At 57.1% G+C, this 15,767-nt stretch carries 14 protein-coding genes, 1 tRNA gene and 6 pseudogenes; 15 read left to right on the forward strand and 6 right to left on the reverse strand.

All coding sequences use genetic code 11. The annotated features are described in order from the left end of the window. Positions 1 to 52: 52 nt before the first annotated feature. From phnL to QN399_RS22780, 9 genes are all read left to right on the forward strand, one after another. The gene (gene phnL, locus QN399_RS22740; RefSeq protein WP_330201704.1) at positions 53 to 769 is read left to right on the forward strand and encodes a phosphonate C-P lyase system protein PhnL; all 717 of its coding nucleotides are present in this window, start codon (positions 53 to 55) and stop codon (positions 767 to 769) included. Next, positions 763 to 1,923, forward strand: coding sequence for an alpha-D-ribose 1-methylphosphonate 5-triphosphate diphosphatase (locus QN399_RS22745; protein WP_322179625.1), 1,161 nt, complete (start codon positions 763 to 765; stop codon positions 1,921 to 1,923). The genes phnL and QN399_RS22745 overlap by 7 nt, the downstream gene beginning before the upstream one ends. Continuing rightward, entirely contained in the window at positions 1,923 to 2,492 is a 570-nt protein-coding gene (gene phnN / locus QN399_RS22750) for a phosphonate metabolism protein/1,5-bisphosphokinase (PRPP-forming) PhnN (RefSeq protein WP_322179624.1), read from the forward strand. The genes QN399_RS22745 and phnN overlap by 1 nt, the downstream gene beginning before the upstream one ends. After that, positions 2,483 to 3,232 (forward strand): phosphonate metabolism protein PhnP, encoded by a 750-nt coding sequence (gene phnP, locus QN399_RS22755; RefSeq protein ID WP_322179623.1) that lies wholly within the window; start codon positions 2,483 to 2,485, stop codon positions 3,230 to 3,232. The genes phnN and phnP overlap by 10 nt, the downstream gene beginning before the upstream one ends. A 131-nt stretch (positions 3,233 to 3,363) precedes the next feature. Then, the gene (locus QN399_RS22760; RefSeq protein WP_322215769.1) at positions 3,364 to 3,780 is read left to right on the forward strand and encodes an SRPBCC family protein; all 417 of its coding nucleotides are present in this window, start codon (positions 3,364 to 3,366) and stop codon (positions 3,778 to 3,780) included. An 89-nt stretch (positions 3,781 to 3,869) separates the two neighbouring features. Continuing rightward, complete coding sequence (gene sodC, locus QN399_RS22765) at positions 3,870 to 4,391, forward strand: superoxide dismutase [Cu-Zn] SodC (RefSeq protein ID WP_322179621.1); 522 nt, start codon at positions 3,870 to 3,872, stop codon at positions 4,389 to 4,391. A gap of 75 nt (positions 4,392 to 4,466) precedes the next feature. After that, a tRNA-Asn gene (locus QN399_RS22770) sits at positions 4,467 to 4,542 on the forward strand. Between the two features lie 501 nt (positions 4,543 to 5,043). After that, positions 5,044 to 6,933 (forward strand): methyl-accepting chemotaxis protein, encoded by a 1,890-nt coding sequence (locus QN399_RS22775; protein ID WP_330201705.1) that lies wholly within the window; start codon positions 5,044 to 5,046, stop codon positions 6,931 to 6,933. A 379-nt stretch (positions 6,934 to 7,312) separates the two neighbouring features. Next, on the forward strand, positions 7,313 to 7,861 hold the full coding sequence (locus tag QN399_RS22780; protein ID WP_323569190.1) for a DUF4174 domain-containing protein: 549 nt from the start codon (positions 7,313 to 7,315) through the stop codon (positions 7,859 to 7,861). 156 nt (positions 7,862 to 8,017) lie between these two features. On the opposite strand, the pseudogene QN399_RS22785 reads toward QN399_RS22780, so the two are convergent. Together QN399_RS22785 and QN399_RS22790 are read right to left on the reverse strand one after the other, a co-directional pair. Beyond that, positions 8,018 to 8,541, reverse strand: a pseudogene (locus QN399_RS22785) (type VI secretion system contractile sheath large subunit). Positions 8,542 to 8,580: 39 nt separating this feature from the next. Beyond that, positions 8,581 to 8,811, reverse strand: a complete 231-nt coding sequence (locus QN399_RS22790) for a type VI secretion system contractile sheath small subunit (RefSeq protein WP_330201706.1) — start codon at positions 8,809 to 8,811, stop codon at positions 8,581 to 8,583. Positions 8,812 to 9,022: 211 nt separating this feature from the next. On the opposite strand from QN399_RS22790, the gene ggt reads away from it, so the two are divergent. Continuing rightward, a complete protein-coding gene (gene ggt / locus QN399_RS22795; protein WP_330201707.1) occupies positions 9,023 to 10,750 on the forward strand; it encodes a gamma-glutamyltransferase in 1,728 nt (575 codons plus the stop codon). Positions 10,751 to 10,979: 229 nt separating this feature from the next. Continuing rightward, the gene (locus QN399_RS22800) at positions 10,980 to 11,315 is read left to right on the forward strand and encodes a hypothetical protein (protein WP_322179617.1); all 336 of its coding nucleotides are present in this window, start codon (positions 10,980 to 10,982) and stop codon (positions 11,313 to 11,315) included. 55 nt (positions 11,316 to 11,370) lie between these two features. Here QN399_RS22800 and QN399_RS22805 read toward each other — a convergent pair. Next, positions 11,371 to 11,526, reverse strand: a pseudogene (locus QN399_RS22805) (SAM-dependent methyltransferase); the annotation flags it as partial. A 284-nt stretch (positions 11,527 to 11,810) separates the two neighbouring features. Here QN399_RS22805 and QN399_RS22810 point away from each other — a divergent pair. After that, positions 11,811 to 12,092, forward strand: a complete 282-nt coding sequence (locus QN399_RS22810) for a DUF3303 family protein (protein WP_322215776.1) — start codon at positions 11,811 to 11,813, stop codon at positions 12,090 to 12,092. Between the two features lie 134 nt (positions 12,093 to 12,226). On the opposite strand, the gene QN399_RS22815 is transcribed toward QN399_RS22810, so the two are convergent. Continuing rightward, positions 12,227 to 13,375, reverse strand: coding sequence for an MltA domain-containing protein (locus tag QN399_RS22815; protein WP_330201708.1), 1,149 nt, complete (start codon positions 13,373 to 13,375; stop codon positions 12,227 to 12,229). 71 nt (positions 13,376 to 13,446) lie between these two features. Between QN399_RS22815 and QN399_RS22820 the strand changes: the two are divergent. Continuing rightward, positions 13,447 to 13,685, forward strand: a pseudogene (locus tag QN399_RS22820) (metal ABC transporter solute-binding protein, Zn/Mn family); the annotation flags it as partial. A 39-nt stretch (positions 13,686 to 13,724) separates the two neighbouring features. On the opposite strand, the pseudogene QN399_RS26860 reads toward QN399_RS22820, so the two are convergent. Then, a pseudogene (locus QN399_RS26860) lies at positions 13,725 to 13,928 on the reverse strand (hypothetical protein); the annotation flags it as partial. Between QN399_RS26860 and QN399_RS22825 the strand changes: the two are divergent. Further along, a pseudogene (locus QN399_RS22825) lies at positions 13,918 to 14,040 on the forward strand (IS30 family transposase); the annotation flags it as partial. The pseudogenes QN399_RS26860 and QN399_RS22825 sit on opposite strands and share 11 nt — an antisense overlap. A 168-nt stretch (positions 14,041 to 14,208) precedes the next feature. Here the strand turns inward: QN399_RS22825 and QN399_RS22830 are convergent. Beyond that, positions 14,209 to 15,171: an AraC family transcriptional regulator ligand-binding domain-containing protein gene (locus tag QN399_RS22830; RefSeq protein ID WP_322179615.1), complete on the reverse strand. Its 963-nt coding sequence runs from the start codon at positions 15,169 to 15,171 to the stop codon at positions 14,209 to 14,211. A 67-nt stretch (positions 15,172 to 15,238) separates the two neighbouring features. Between QN399_RS22830 and QN399_RS22835 the strand changes: the two are divergent. Then, positions 15,239 to 15,691, forward strand: a pseudogene (locus tag QN399_RS22835) (sterol desaturase family protein); the annotation flags it as partial. Positions 15,692 to 15,767 lie beyond the last annotated feature (76 nt).

The raw sequence follows: 15,767 nt of genomic DNA on the forward strand, positions 1-15,767 counted from the left end.
GTCCATCCGCCGGGCGATCCCCGGCCGCCGTCGTCTTTTTGGGGTGTGCTTGATGAACAGGCTGATCGAGGTCCGCGACCTCTCGAAAACCTTTACGCTACATCAGCAGAACGGTGTGGTGCTCAACGTACTGGACGGCCTGAGCTTTACCGTCAATGCAGGCGAATGCCTGGTGCTGCATGGGCAGTCCGGTGCGGGTAAAAGCACCTTGCTGCGCACGCTGTACGGCAACTATCTACCGGCGGGTGGCAGCATTCTGGTGCAACATGAAGGTGGCTGGCTGGAACTGGTCGGGGCCCAACCGCGTGATGTGTTGGCCGTACGCCAGCAAACCCTTGGCTATGTCAGCCAGTTTCTGCGGGTGATCCCGCGTGTCGCCAGTCTGGACGTGGTCATGGAGCCGGCACTGGCGCGAGGCTGGTCGAAGACGTTGGCCAAGGCCCGCGCAGAAAACCTGCTGGCACGACTGAATATTCCGCAGCGCCTGTGGCAGCTGGCGCCCGGCACCTTCTCTGGCGGCGAGAAGCAGCGGGTGAACATAGCTCGGGGCTTCATGGTTGCCTGGCCCGTGATGCTGCTGGACGAACCCACGGCGTCACTGGATGACACCAATCGTCAGGTTGTACTCGAACTGATGAACGAAGCCAAAGCGGGAGGGGCTGCCTTGATCGGTATTTTTCACGACCGTGCTGCCCGTGAAGCGGTCGCCGACCGCCATCTCGACATGACCCCGAATGCCCCGACGGCAAAGGAATCACTGCCATGCTGACTGAACAGATCCTTAGCAACGCGCAACTGGTCACCGCCGATCAGGTTTTCAACGGCACGGTGGTGCTGCGCAACGGCCTGATCGTCGAGGTGGACGAGGGCCGAAGCAGGCTGCCTCAAGCACACGACCTGCAAGGTGATTACCTGCTGCCGGGTTTGATCGAGCTGCACACCGATAACCTGGAAAAACACATGACGCCGCGCCCCGGTGTTGACTGGCCATCGACCTCGGCTGTACTCAGCCATGACGCGCAGATCGTGGCTGCGGGCATCACAACGGTGTTCGACGCGCTGTCCATCGGTGACGTAAACCCCAAGGGCAATCGCATGCAGAAATTGCCCGCGATGCTCGACGCTATCGCTACGGCCAATGCCGCCGGTCTGACCCGCGCCGAACACCGTTTGCACCTGCGTTGTGAACTGTGTCACCCGGATACCCTGAGCGTGTTTCGCGACCTGGTGGAGAATCCGCTGGTGCAACTGGTGTCGGTTATGGACCATTCGCCAGGTCAGCGTCAGTTCGCTCTGGAGTCCAAGTACCGCGAGTACTACATGGGTAAGTACCACCTGACGACGGTCGAGATGGACGCGTTCATCGTCACCCAGATGGCTAACTCCCGTGAGTTCAGTAGCCGTTACCGGCGCGCCATTGTCGAGGATTGCCTGGCACGCGGTCTGTCGGTGGCCAGCCACGATGATGCGACCCTGGCGCACGTCGAAGAATCGGCCAGCTACGGGATGACCATCGCTGAGTTCCCGACCACCCTGGAAGCAGCACGGGGCTCCCATCGTCTGGGCATGGGGGTGTTGATGGGCGCACCGAACATCGTGCGTGGCGGTTCGCACTCGGGCAATGTGGCGGCGGCCGACCTTGCTAAAGAAGGACTACTGGATATCCTCTCCAGCGATTATTATCCGGCCAGTCTGTTGCAGGCGGCATTTATGTTGGCTGCCCGGCACGAAGACCAGCGGCATAGCGATTGTGATCTGCCTCAAGCCGTCGGCATGGTCAGTCGCGCCCCGGCCCAGGCCGCCGGGCTCAATGACCGGGGTGAGATCCGGGTCGGGCTGCGTGCCGACCTGATTCACGCTAGACGTCAGGACGGATTACCGGTGATTCAACAGGTTTGGCGACAAGCGAAGAGGGTGTTTTGATGGCGGGCAGGTTGATCTATCTCATCGGACCTTCAGGTTCGGGCAAGGACAGCCTGCTCGACGCTGCACGTGAGCCGTTAGCCGATCAGGGCTGCCGGATCGTGCGGCGGGTCATCACCCGTTCGGCTGAAGCGGTCGGTGAGGCGGCGCAAGCGGTCAGCATCGAGCAGTTCATGGCGATGCAAGACGAGGGAGCGTTCGCCTTGAGCTGGCAAGCCAATGGCTTGCACTACGGGATCCCAAAGGAAATCGACGAATGGCTGGAGGCCGGGCTGGATGTTTTGGTCAACGGCTCGCGTGCTTATCTGCCTCAAGTGCATCAACGCTATCCGAGGTTGCTCGCGCTGCTGTTAACGGTGGATCAGGCCGTGTTACGTCAGCGTTTGCAGGCCCGTGGTCGTGAATCACTGCCGGAGATCGAAGCACGATTGGCGCGCAATGCCGATTTCGCTGCGGCCTTGATGGCAGCTGAGGATAAGGCGTTGTGGCTGCTGGATAACTCCGGCCCCATCGAACAGACCCTTGAGCGGCTGCTGCAACTGATAGGTAAAGAGCCCGCATGCACCTGACTTTGCTGGGCACCGGCGATGCGCGTCAGGTACCGGTCTACGGTTGCGACTGCCCGGCGTGCGCCGCTGCACGCTCGGACCAGCGTTTGCGCCGTCTACCGTGTAGCGCTCTGATTGAATGCGCCGGCCAACGCTGGCTGATCGACACGGGCCTGACCGACATTACCGAGCGTTTCCCGCCGCGCAGCTTTGACGGCATCCTGCAAACCCATTACCACGCGGACCACGCACAAGGCCTGCTGCATTTGCGTTGGGGCCAGGGATGGGTCATTCCGGTACATGGGCCGGTCGATCCAGAAGGCTTTTCCGACCTGTACAAACACCCGGGTATTCTCGACTTCAGTCGGCCCTTTGCTGCCTTTGAAACGCGGCAGTTCGGTGCCCTGAGCGTGACCGCGGTGCCGTTGATGCATTCAAAGCCCACGCTGGGCTACCTGCTTGAAGGTGAGGGGCGACGCATCGCTTACCTCACCGACACCGTCGGCCTGCCAGAGTCGACTCGCGATTTTCTGCAATGCCAGCCCCTCGATGTATTGGTGCTGGACTGCTCCATGCCCCCCCAAGCCCAGACACCCCGCAACCACAACGATCTCAACCTGGCGCTGGCTTGCATCGCCGACCTGCAGCCGCATCAAGCGGTGTTGACCCATATTGGCCACACGCTGGATGCCTGGTTGCTGGATGAGGCGCATCAACTGCCGGCAAGGGTGATCGTTGCGCATGATGGTATGGTGCTGTGACAAGGCAGTGGATTTCACCCGGCGCTGTGTTGCTGAGCGTTGTGATTCAGCGTGCGGCTGAAATTGATGATATTAGCCGCCTGTTCAATTGAGCCTTTCCCAATCCATCGAATCCTGCTTGGAGAAATACCGTGGCTAAAGCGTCTGCAACGATCGAAATTCCAGCGACTGCCGATCAAGTCTGGCAGCTGATAGGGGGGTTCAACTCATTGCCCGACTGGTTGCCGTTCATTGCCAAAAGCGAAGCGAGCGAGGGTGGGCGCGTGCGTCACCTGGAGACTGACGACGGCGCGGTGATTGTCGAACGACTCCAGACTTTCGATAACAAGGCGCGCACCTACACTTACTCCATTGATCAGGGGCCATTTCCGGTTACAGATTATCTGGCGAAGGTGCAGGTCCGGGAAGTGGCGGGCAAACAGGTGACTCAGGTCGAATGGTCGGGCAGCTTCACCCCGGCCGGCGTGACCGATGCAGAAGCCGTCGGGCTGTTCAGCGGTGTCTATAACGGTGGTCTTGAGGCACTCAAGGCTAACTTTCCAGGCTGAAGTTCATCGTGTCGTCATGTGTAAGATGGGCCGCTGACAAGTGTTCCTTCTTATACTCCAGGCTCTTTTCGATAAACCCTGGAGGCACCATGAAGTTGTATGGCTGGTTGGTATTGATGGGGGCAATGTCGTGCGGCGTTGCCCAAGCCGCGTCGAAAGAAGTCTCGATGAATCTGGTGAGCGCTGACGGTCTGCCTCAGGCCATTGGCTCGGTTACGCTTAGCGAAACAGAATATGGGGTACTGTTCACGCCCAACCTGAAATCCTTGCCTGTTGGGGTACATGGTTTTCATGTGCATCAGAACAGCAGCTGTGAGGCCGCATTGAAAGACGGTAAAAAGTCTGCGGCAGAGGCGGCCGGAGGTCATTTCGATCCGCAGGGCACCAACAAACACCTTGGGCCATACGGTAAAGGTCACTTGGGTGATCTGCCTGCGATCTACGTAAATACCGATGGCACCGCGACCTATCCGGTGCTCGCGCCGCGGATCAAAAAGATTTCCGACATTGATGGCCATGCGTTGATGGTCCATGCCGGGGGCGACAACCATGCCGACACGCCAAAACCGCTGGGTGGTGGCGGTGGTCGCATGGCCTGTGGGGTCATCTGATTTTGGCCAGACAGGGCAAGGAAATTTTTACCGAAGGCTTGACTTGCCCTTTTCAATCAGTAACATAGACCACATTCCGCGATAGCTCAGTTGGTAGAGCAAATGACTGTTAATCATTGGGTCCCTGGTTCGAGTCCAGGTCGTGGAGCCACTTCCTTCAAGGTGCAAGTTTCAGGCCGTTGAGCGCTGGCTTGCACGCTTCTGATTAATCAAGGCACGCAGCTGGCATTGTCGCTGCTCCGGTGCCGCAATCATCATGCGGTTCGCTAGATTTTCAGCTCATTGCCCAAAAGCGCTACGTGGGCAAAGCTGGTCCTCCCAGTACCTTACCCAATCTTTTTCATCCCCTCCAGCTATCCCTCCAGCACCCTTTGCAACCTGTTTCTGCACGTTGTTTGTGTGCGTTTTCGTCTGAAAAAAGCCAAGTGTCAGCACGCGCGATGGCTGTGCATTATTTTTTACATTTCTGGTTAATCTTTAGTTCGTTGCTGTCGATACAGAAGCGATAGCCCAGAAAAGACTGAAGAACGCGGATGCTCCTCAAGGGAACGGAGGAATAACCGGTTTGCCCTCCAAAAAATAATGGCCATTTCGCGCTCTTTCGGAGAAAGGGAGCCCTTGGTCATGAAGACCCGAGCGGACACTAGACGCCATGAATAACAATTTGCGCTTCAGCCATAAAATTCTGCTGGCCGCTTCGCTGATCGTGATTACAACCTTCGCACTCTTTACCCTGTACAACGATTACTTGCAGCGCAATGCGATTCGCACCGATCTGAAGAACTACCTGCAAGAAATGGGTAGCGCCACTGCAGGCAACATTCAGACCTGGCTGAACGGGCGGACCCTGCTCATTGAAAACCTCTCGCAATCTGTTGCGCTTAATCCCGACGCAACGAACGTGGGCAATATGCTCAACCAGAAAGCCCTCACTTCCAGCTTTATGAGCGTTTACCTCGGCGGTTCGGATGGCAGTTTTACTATACGGCCAGACAGCAAGATGCCGGACGGCTACGACCCACGCATACGGCCTTGGTATAAAGGTGCGCAAGGCAGCAACGTTTCGGCACTGACTGAACCCTATATTGATCTGGCAACTGGCGAGTTGGTGATTTCCATTGTTGATGCCGTGCAAAAGGCCGGTCAAAACCTTGGAGTAGTGGGTGGTGATTTGAGTCTGAAAACCATTGCCGACAGTATTAACGCGCTGGACTTCGACGGCATGGGTTATGCCTTTCTGGTCAGCTCCGACGGCAAAGTTCTGGTTCATCCAGACAAAGCCTTTGTGATGAAAACCCTCAAAGACATTTACCCGAAAGACACGCCACCGATCAGCGGCAATATCAGTGAAGTCCAGGTCGACGGTAAAACCCGTATCGTCACCTTCAGTCCTATCAAAGGCCTGTCCTCGGTTAGCTGGTACATCGGCCTGTCCGTGGATAAGGATAAAGCCTACGCAATGTTGAGCGAGTTCCGGGCCTCTGCGATTGTCGCGACCATCATCGCGGTCGTCATCATCATTGCGTTGCTTGGCATGCTGATCCGTTTTCTGATGCAGCCCCTGTATGTCATGACCCGCACCCTGCAGGACATCGCCGATGGTGAGGGTGACCTGACCAAGCGCCTGACCATCCAGACTCAGGATGAGTTTGGCATTCTGGGTACCGCATTTAACCGTTTCGTCGAGCGAATTCACGGCTCTATCCGCGAAGTGTCCTCGGCCACTGAACACCTCAACGAGGTGGCAACGCGGGTGGTCTGCGCCTCCAACTCATCAATGCTCAACTCGGACGAACAAGCCAATCGTACCCACAGCGTCGCAGCTGCGATCAACGAATTGGGCGCGGCGGCGCAGGAGATCGCGCGCAATGCGGCGCAAGCTTCCCGTCAGGCCAGCGATGCGCGGCAATTGGCCGGGGAAGGTCAGCAGGTGGTCGATAAAAGCATTCAGTCGATGAATCAGTTGTCCGAGATGCTCAGCGCCTCCAGCAGTAATATCGAGTCGCTCAACAGCAAAACCGTGAACATCGGGCAGATTCTCGAAGTGATCACCAGCATTTCTCAACAAACCAACCTGCTGGCGCTCAATGCGGCCATTGAAGCAGCGCGGGCAGGGGAAGCCGGACGTGGATTTGCGGTGGTGGCTGACGAGGTCCGCAACCTGGCTCATCGCACTCAGGAATCGGCCCAACAGGTGCAGAAAATGATCGACGAGCTGCAAGTCGGTGCCCGTGAATCGGTCAGCACGATGGCTGAAAGCCAGCGCCATAGTCAGGACAGCGTCGTCGTTGCCAACCTTGCGGGGGAGCGTTTGAGCAGCGTGAACCAACGCATCGGCGAAATCGACGGTATGAACCAGTCGGTCGCTACCGCTACCGAAGAACAGACCGCCGTTGTCGAGGCGATCAACATGGATATCACCGAGATCAACACGCTCAATCAGGAGGGGGTGGAAAACCTTCAGACAACGTTGCGCGCCTGCTCTGATCTGGAGCAACAGGCGGGTCGCCTTAAACAGTTGGTGGGCAGTTTCCGGATATAGGCTTTAGTCCTGATGCTGATTGTCATCAGAGTGACCGCTGGCAGCGGGCCTCTGATGACCCATTTAACCACCTACCCGGGTTGGATCAGCTCCGTATACTCACGAAGGGATTCTCAATGGGCTGGGTGTAAGCCAGGTTGGCCATCGCTGGAGCGTCCGGCTCTGGAAAATCCACGGTTGCCCAATGGCGGGCTACCGAGCATCGTTGACTTTGTGCTGCCGTGAGCGACATTGAAACCAAAGCATCTTCAGGGCGTGGTTGCGTGATGGGCACTCTGGCCTAAGCTTCAGGTCAGTGCAGCCGGATGCGCCTTGAGCTTGAGGCCGCACGGATGCAATTCTCAACGAACGATGCGTGGTATCGAAAAAGGAGATGCGTATGCTCATCCGGTCACTGATCCTTGCCATGCTATTCGCTAGCGTCGGTCCGGTGCTGGCTGCCGACAGCGATGCCCCCTTGACTCAGGATCGCGGACGATCCCGTCCGTTGATCATCATCGCCCCCAGTGCCGTGGACCCAACGCTGGTTAACCTGAAAAAAGCCCTGGAAGAGCCTGCCAACCGCGCGGCCTTCGCCGAACGCAACATGGTGCTCTACACCGTGGTCAACACCATCGGCCAGCGCAACGGCAAGGACCTGGACGCGCAAACTACCATGGCGCTGATCCGCGAACTGAAGCTGGGCGCCAGCGCCCAGGCCAAGGTCATTCTGGTGGGCAAGGACGGCGAGAAGAAGATCGAACACTCCGGCCCCATCGATCCAAAGGAGATTTTCAGCACTATCGACCAGCTGCCCGCGCAAGAAAAAGAGACCTCGGCACCGCCACCGCCACCTGCGCCCGAGGCCACGTCAACTCGTACGGGCAAGACGGGCAAGCCTGATAAGCCGGGTAAACCCGGCGTGCCACCCAAGGCGCTGGATGATTGAAAGGGCGAGAGGGTGGACGTTTATCCAGGTAGTTCAACCTCCACCCTGATCGAAACGGTCAGATCGCTTCAATGTAGTGGGCAAAGCGGGAGGTCCCCAGGATGTGAGGCAGCAGCGAGCCAAGGCGGGTGTTGAAGGCATAAACCGGCAGACCGCTCACCCTCCTCTCTCAATGCCCTGAATGGCGGCACACTCGTGGTGCTGGGCGAACGCTTCAGTGATGCGCTGGGCCAGGAGCCAGGCGGCATTTCCCCAGAGAAACTTGTCCAGGTCTGTGCAGGGGTCTGCTTTTGGATCATCGGCTTGACTGACGTCGTTCAAATGCACGTCTTCAGTGAAGGTCGGCATCTCCGGCACCGGACAGTTCTGCGCATCGTAAGGCGAGCGGGCCAGATAGCGCGGCACCACCATGGCGACGTAGCGCGAATTCTCGCTGTCACGGAACGCCAGCCAGTCCATGCACTCGATGCTCTCGAATATCGTTGATAACTCGCGTGGCCGGTCCAGGTCGTCAAAACACCGAACGGACCGCCACCCAAGGAGCTATCTCGATGCTTGGGCACCCGCGGGAACAACAGGCTTTGGTCGAAATCGACGGCGCTTTCCAGGTCAAGGCGCAGCTCTTCCTTGGTCACGTCAAGCAGGCGCAACGTCAGCAAAGGCCCCGACTCTGTATTCATGATCCGTTGGTGCAGTCCGCGCCATGATGCTTCAAGGGCTTACAGCGGTTTACTGTGAAGAATCAGATTGATCTGGGCATGGACCTGGTCACTGGAAAGATCCTGCAACTCAGGGACCTGGCTCAGGATTTTCTCCGGGCTGAAATCGCTGAAATCGCTGAACGTGTTGAAGGTCAGCTCGATATTCAGGGGTTCTACACGTCCGGATAGCGCGCTTTGGACGGTGAACGTGATTCGTTTCTGGAGGCTGGAGGCTGCCGAGCAAGACACTTGTGTGGTTCCTCTTGCCTGTGCCGTTGTGGAAAGCGGGGCGGGCGAGTCAAAACTGACCTACAGTCTCTTGGCTGTTGGCATCTTGCCATTTGATCGAACGTGGCGCTGCAAGGTCTCTTGGCATTGGCACTGGATGAGAGCTGTAGAGTCGGGACTTTGGCAACTGCCCACGCAGCCTTCCCTTACCTTAAAACAAGAGAATTGGCCCATGAAGTTCCAACCCTTTGCCAGATCGCTCATTGCGACGGCATTCGTTATTGGTTCCATCGGTGTACACGCGGCTTCGCAAGCCCCTGTTGCCGCAGAGAACGGCATGGTAGTCACGGCCCAGCATCTGGCCAGCCACGTCGGTGTCGATGTCCTCAAGGACGGCGGCAACGCGGTCGATGCGGCGGTGGCGGTCGGTTATGCGCTGGCGGTGGTCTATCCTGCGGCAGGCAACCTTGGCGGCGGCGGTTTCATGACCATCCAGTTGGCCGATGGCCGCAAGACCTTCCTCGATTTTCGCGAGAAGGCACCCATGGCGGCCACTGCGAACATGTACCTCGATAAGGATGGCAACGTCATCCCGAACCTGAGCACAAAGGGATACCTGGCAGTCGGCATCCCGGGCACCGTGTCAGGCATGGAGCTGGCGTTAAAGAAATACGGCACGATGAAGCGTGCCACGGTCATCGCGCCGGCAATCAAGTACGCCGAGGACGGCTTCGTGCTTGAGCAGGGTGACGTCGACCTGCTTGAAACCGCCACCGACGAGTTCAAGAAAGATATGCACGACTCAGGTTCGATCTTCCTGAGCAAAGGCGAGCCGATGCAGGTTGGCCAGAAATTGGTGCAAAAGGATTTGGCCAAGACGCTACGGGAAATTGCCGCCAAGGGTACCGACGGCTTCTACAAGGGCTGGGTTGCCGAGTCCATCGTGGCTTCAAGCCAGGCGGGCAAGGGCATCATCACCCAGGCCGACCTTGATAAGTATCAGACCCGCGAACTAGCGCCTATCGAGTGCGACTACCGTGGGTATCACGTCGTCTCGGCTCCGCCGCCGAGTTCGGGCGGTGTCGTTATTTGCGAGATCATGAATATCCTTGATGGCTACCCAATGCAAAGCCTTGGTTTCCATTCGGCTCAGGGGCTGCACTACCAGATTGAGGCCATGCGGCACGCCTATGTCGACCGCAACAGCTATCTGGGCGATCCCGACTTTGTCAAAAATCCGCTGACTCACCTGCTGGATAAAAATTATGCGGCGAAGCTCCGTGCTTCTATCAATCCGCAAAAAGCCGGTATTTCTCGCGATATCAAGCCGGGGGTGGCTCCTCACGAGGGCAACAACACCACGCACTATTCGATCGTAGACAAGTGGGGCAACGCAGTCTCGGTGACGTACACACTGAACGATTGGTTTGGTGCGGGGGTCATGGCCAGCAAGACCGGGGTCATCCTCAACGACGAGATGGACGACTTCACCTCCAAGGTGGGCGTTCCCAATATGTATGGTCTTGTACAAGGTGAGGCGAATGCTATCGCTCCAGGGAAAACACCCCTGTCTTCAATGAGTCCGACGATCGTCACCAAGGACGGAAAAACCGTGATGGTCGTCGGCACCCCAGGTGGTAGCCGCATTATCACGGCGACATTGCTGACAATGCTCAATGTGATCGACTACGGCATGAACATTCAGGAAGCGGTCGATGCCCCACGATTCCATCAGCAGTGGTTGCCGGAAGAGACCAATCTTGAAGCGTTCGCTGTCAGCCCTGATACCCAGAAAACTCTCGAAGGTTGGGGGCAGCAGTTCACCGGTCCACAGCCGTTCAACCATGTTGCGGCGATTTTAGTCGGAGCGCCTTCGCTCGGCGGAAAACCCGTCGGCAAGAACCGTTTCTATGGCGCGAATGATCCGCGGCAGGGCTCGGGACTTTCACTGGGCTATTAATGAGTGATGCGAAGCCCTGTTTCAGGGTTTCGCTGACCGGTGCAAGTACATGCCCGCATCCGACGCCGCGAATCAATCACGATGCGCGGTTTCCGGCATAGGAGTACGAACATGACCCCCTCACTGCGGTTCTTCCTGAGGTTTTTTTGAAACCTTGAGCGTCCGCATGTTGTCGTAATACTCAATGAGTCCATACAGTTTCCAATGGTTCACATCAGGAGGTTTAGTCATGAATGCCCTGACGATCGAAGGCTGGTGCAAAATCAGCGGCGAGCAAAAGTCCACCCCTGTGGGGGAGATCCATTTTTACGTCAGTGGACCCGTCCATTTGCTTCTAGAGCAAGCCGAAGAACACTTACAGAAGACCCACGAGCCTGAAGTCATGGTCGATGTCGATATGAGCTCGATCGACTTGATCCTCCCGGAGGGATACGGCCCTCTCTCCGATTGCCAATTGCGCGTCTATTTGAGTGACCAACGCGGTCAGTTCCATTTGGTCGGGCATCGGGCGAGTGATGGCAGCTTAATCTATACCAACGCGGTGATGGTTGATCAGCTGGGTTAGCCGTTCACGGGTCAGCTAAGCAGGCATTCCCCTGCCATCGATGAACTGGAGCGTGACCGACCTCCTGAGACTGCGAGTTCGGTGTGCAGATAAAGGTTGAGGCGACGTAGTACCGCCGTTCCACGGGGCTCATGTTCTCGCGGAGCTTGTCGTTGGCGTAAGATTCCACCCGCAGAATCGTACCGTCAGGCTTGAGTGACTGAAACCTGTTCGGCGGTGGTCGCGATCAATAAGTGTCATCCGCCTCTAAGCAATACGCAGTTGCTCTTCGTCGCTGCCTCGGCAGATCTGGCGCTTGCGCTGGGTGAGGTAGATTCAAGGAAAGAGGATCAGCGGTCATACGCAAGGCTCGGGAGGCTGCTATTCCTTCCCATGGGAGCAGTCGTTTCAGGCCTGCCAGGGTGTGGCCCGGGAACAGACGCGTGGCCGTGGTCGCGGCGCCAGCCAGGTGCGTGAAGAGAAGAACAGGTGCCAATCCCTATCAGGAGGTGGCAGATGCTATTCATTGTCAGTTGGTCAATCAGTCCCGAACGTCGTAATAGCGCGATTGAGCGTTTTCTCAAAACAGGAGCCGTTCCACCCGCAGGCGTGACCATGCTGGGACGCTGGCATGCCATAGGTCGCATGACGGGCGTTGGCGTCGCAGAAACCAGTGATCTTGCGCTGATGCAGAAATGGGTGCTTGAGTGGAATGACCTCATGAGTATGGAGATTCACCCGGCACTGACCGATGAACAGGCTGCTCCGCTACTGGCAGCAGCGGTCAGCAAGCACTAGTTTCCGTCGAGAAAGCGTTGATAAAAAAGGGACACCCATTAGGCTTGAGTTGAGACCGGCTAATGGGTGTCCCTGTTTCAGGGCACCAGGCGCTTACGCGATAACAGGGCTGATTAGTGCCTCAGGTCCGGCCGTTATTGCGCGTTAGGCAACGCAACCCCTTTTGGCCACAGCAGCCAGATCTCGCCCTGCTGTTTCATGTTGCCTGCCAACTCACCGGCCTCGGTGCCGGTGCCCCAGAACAGATCGGCGCGAACTTCGCCGGCGATGGCGCCCCCCGTGTCCTGAGCGGCGACGGGCCGTACCACCGCGCTGCCATCAGGGCGTGTGGTGGAGAGCCAGAGCAGGCTGCCCAAGGGGATGACCTTGCGGTCGATCGCCACGCTGTAACCCGCCGTCAGCGGCACGTTCAATGAGCCGCGCGGGCCTTCATTGCTGTCAGGTCGTCGGCTGAAGAATACGTAGCTAGGGTTGCTCGCCAGTAACTCCGGAACCCGATCCGGGTTGGCACGGGCCCAGTCGTGGATCCGGCCCATGGTCACGTCTTCTTTTTTGAGTTGACCCTGCTCGACCAGCCAGCGGCCCACCGGCTTGTAGGGATGGCCGTTCTGGTCGGCGTAACCAATGCGCAATTGCTGACCGTTATCCAGTTGGATGCGGCCAGACCCCTGGATCTGCAGGAACTGCAGGTCCATTGGGTCGCTCAGCCACGCTAGCACAGGGGCGTTCACACCTTGGCGTGCAATGGTGGCTGCATCGTCATAGGGCTTGAGTGTTCGGCCTTCGAGGCGACCGCGCAGGCGTTTGCCTTTGAGTTCGGGGTAAAGGCTGTCCAGCGCCACCACCACCAGATCGTCGGGAACGCCGTGGACCGGCACTGCAGTTTCCTCGGTACGTTCGAGGCTGCCCCGATAGATAGGCTCGTAATACCCGGTGATCAGTCCGTGCTTGCTGCGGTCGGCCGAACGCAGGGCGTACACCTGCAGCTGTGTCTTGAGAAAATCGCGAATCGCAGTGGTGGTGGGTGGCACCTGAGTGGCTGCGCTGCACGGGCCTTTCCAGACGGGATCACTGGCCAGTCGTACGCACGCTGAATACCAGGCGTTGAAACCAGCCTGCAGGTCGCTATCGCTGACGGCGGGCAGATCGTCCCAGTTGCCGATGACATAGGTGGCTGCCGCAGGTGGTTCTGTCTTTTGGGCGCCGCCATCGCAACCCGCCAGCAGGGCGATGAGGGGAGCCGCGCAGAGTAAAAGCCTGCGCCAGTGAAAACGGTGGTTAATCACGCAATGTGTTCCAGATGGACGATTCGAGGGCCGTAGCTTGGTGAAACCTGCCACTGGCGTCAAATCCAGTAGCCGGGCCCAATGGTGATCCTCATGTTTACGAGCCGACCCCGGCTGACGCTCAGGCCTTGAAAAAGGCTGACGTGGCGTTCGTCAGTGGTTTTCATCTCGAAGAGTGGCTTGATCGCCTGATCAACGCCTTCAAGTATCAAGGCGAGTCAGTGGTCCTGTCCACGAGATCAAGACCCGCAGCATGGAAGAGGATGGGAAGCACGTCACCGACCCTCATGCCTGGAACAGTGCGGCCGCAGTCGTTGGTTCCCGGTTGGAAGAGGACAATGTCTGTGCCGATCGGAATTGCGCGTTCCAGCCTATTGCGCTCATCTTCTGTTGTGTCGCCACTTGAACCCTGATTTACGACATTTACATTAAAACCTTCTGTTCTCAATCGCCGCTCCAGTTGCGATGAGTATGCTTGGTCCCGATTGACAATTTTCCCTGCGGTCTGGCTAGCTCCAAACGCGACGATTTGAATCGGCTTGGACGCCATCTCTTATCAAATGAATATTCGCCCTCGTAAGCGATTTGGCTTCAAATACCCGATTGAAGTGTTTACTGAGGTGATGGGTATGTATCATGCTGCACCGTCTTCAATTCAATAACCGTGTTGCACTCAGCTCCTGCAACCGCCGTAATTGAATATTTCAAATTTTTGTGGTTTTAACCGAATAAGGTTTTTTTGATTTTCTTGTAATTGCCAAGGGGCTGACGTTCGGCGTTTGACGAACGGGTAGGGGCGGTAAACACCCCGCGGCTATTCAATCGCCCCTTTACACTTTTACGCGCCATCTATTACGGGCGTGGAGATAGGCCGTCAAATCGTTATAGCCCAACTGGTCAGCAATCTCTGCTCGAGATTCTCCCTGCAATTCAAGATGCAATTCCAGTTCTGCGCGAACCTGATCAAGCAACTGCCGGAACGTCGTGCCTTGCTCTTCCAAGCGTCTACGTAATGTGCGCGGTGTCTGGTGAAGGGTCTCTGCCAGGTTTTCCAGAGTCGGGGGTTCACCTCGCGACATTGCCCGTCGCGCCCCAGCCGCCACCTTGGCGGCCCAGCCGCTGAAATTTCGATACACTGCAATTCGCCGGTCCAGTTCCTGAGTCAGCAGTTCCAGCATACCGTTATGCCGAGTCAGCATCGGAAGACCCAGGCTACGCGAATCAAAGTAAAAACAGTTAGCCGGGCAGTCAAACTCAATACGCTCTCCGAACGATTGCGCGTATTGCTTGTAATACGACGGACGCGAATGGGTGAATTTTGCCAGCACGGGACAAACTTCCTGGCCAGTTCCGCGTTGCAGTAGGGTTATATACATGGCGCCGTAGTGCTCGGTGAGATAGCGCCTCAGCTCACCCGGTGCGTCGATGCCCAGCTCTAACCCGAAGCCGTTTTCGTCATTCACTAACCTGACACTGTCTGTGTCCGATGCCAGCGGTGCGTAACGAGCCCAGTACTGCATTGAAGAGGCAACGTCTGGACTGTACAGGCACAGATAAGCCAGTACGTGCCAGTCCTGAGGTGTGAACAGTGTGAACAGCTTCATGCCAATGGCGGGGTCAATACGCGCCGCCTCACGCCATAGCTGATCCAGCTCCACCAAGCTGTAATCTGCACCTTTATGCTGGGCGTGGCTGTCGAGAAAACGCTCCAACACCTGGCCGAGCCTGCCGCGATGAAAACGCTGGTTCGAGCGATTGGCCGGTTCTAGCTCAATTCTGTCCGTTTCACGCATTGGAGGCGCCGTACTCCTGGTTTCTAATTATTTGGCATTGCCCGCAAGGGCCTAAATCGAGAGTGCCATGAATACAACAATGCTCGCCAGCAACCCAACCTTTATCGTCGCCGGAATTTTCCTTGCCTTCGTGTTAATAGAGCTTGCCTGCGAATCGTTTCGCCAATCGTCAAGCAGCAAACGTGACGTGCTGATTGAGGTCATCGGGTCTAGCATAATGGTAGCCATCACGTTCCCTTTGGTGATGTGGCTAAGCGGTTTGATCTTAAATCAGCTTTTGCCAAATATGAAAGACGCGTTGGCCGGGATCCCGTGGATTGCCGGATTTGTGTTGTTTGTGCTGCTGGATGACATGACCCAGTATTGGTGGCACCGCCTGACTCACCGCGTCCCCGCGCTATATGCCCTGCATCGCGCTCACCACTCAGCACCTTACATGAGTATTCGCATCGTCTATCGTAATAACAGTTTTTACTATCTACTGATGCCGGGCATCTGGCTGTCCGGTATGCTAATTTATCGTAAGCGCGCCATAAAGCACACATTCCAAGCCGTCGGCTAATGCCTGACGCTGTGCTCCCGATCTCTCTCTGGAG

It is taken from the genome of Pseudomonas sp. 10C3 (genome assembly GCF_036346185.1).
In the GTDB taxonomy this organism is placed as follows: domain Bacteria; phylum Pseudomonadota; class Gammaproteobacteria; order Pseudomonadales; family Pseudomonadaceae; genus Aquipseudomonas.

Excerpts from the sequence above, each read along its gene's own strand:
- phnL (WP_330201704.1), top strand. The coding sequence starts at position 53 with ATGAACAGGCTGATCGAGGTCCGCGACCTCTCGAAAACCTTTACGCTA.
- QN399_RS22745 (WP_322179625.1), top strand. The coding sequence starts at position 763 with ATGCTGACTGAACAGATCCTTAGCAACGCGCAACTGGTCACCGCCGAT.
- phnN (WP_322179624.1), top strand. The coding sequence starts at position 1,923 with ATGGCGGGCAGGTTGATCTATCTCATCGGACCTTCAGGTTCGGGCAAG.
- phnP (WP_322179623.1), top strand. The coding sequence starts at position 2,483 with ATGCACCTGACTTTGCTGGGCACCGGCGATGCGCGTCAGGTACCGGTC.
- sodC (WP_322179621.1), top strand. The coding sequence starts at position 3,870 with ATGAAGTTGTATGGCTGGTTGGTATTGATGGGGGCAATGTCGTGCGGC.
- QN399_RS22775 (WP_330201705.1), top strand. The coding sequence starts at position 5,044 with ATGAATAACAATTTGCGCTTCAGCCATAAAATTCTGCTGGCCGCTTCG.
- QN399_RS22780 (WP_323569190.1), top strand. The coding sequence starts at position 7,313 with ATGCTCATCCGGTCACTGATCCTTGCCATGCTATTCGCTAGCGTCGGT.
- ggt (WP_330201707.1), top strand. The coding sequence starts at position 9,023 with ATGAAGTTCCAACCCTTTGCCAGATCGCTCATTGCGACGGCATTCGTT.
- QN399_RS22800 (WP_322179617.1), top strand. The coding sequence starts at position 10,980 with ATGAATGCCCTGACGATCGAAGGCTGGTGCAAAATCAGCGGCGAGCAA.
- QN399_RS22810 (WP_322215776.1), top strand. The coding sequence starts at position 11,811 with ATGCTATTCATTGTCAGTTGGTCAATCAGTCCCGAACGTCGTAATAGC.
- QN399_RS22830 (WP_322179615.1), bottom strand. The coding sequence starts at position 15,171 with ATGCGTGAAACGGACAGAATTGAGCTAGAACCGGCCAATCGCTCGAAC.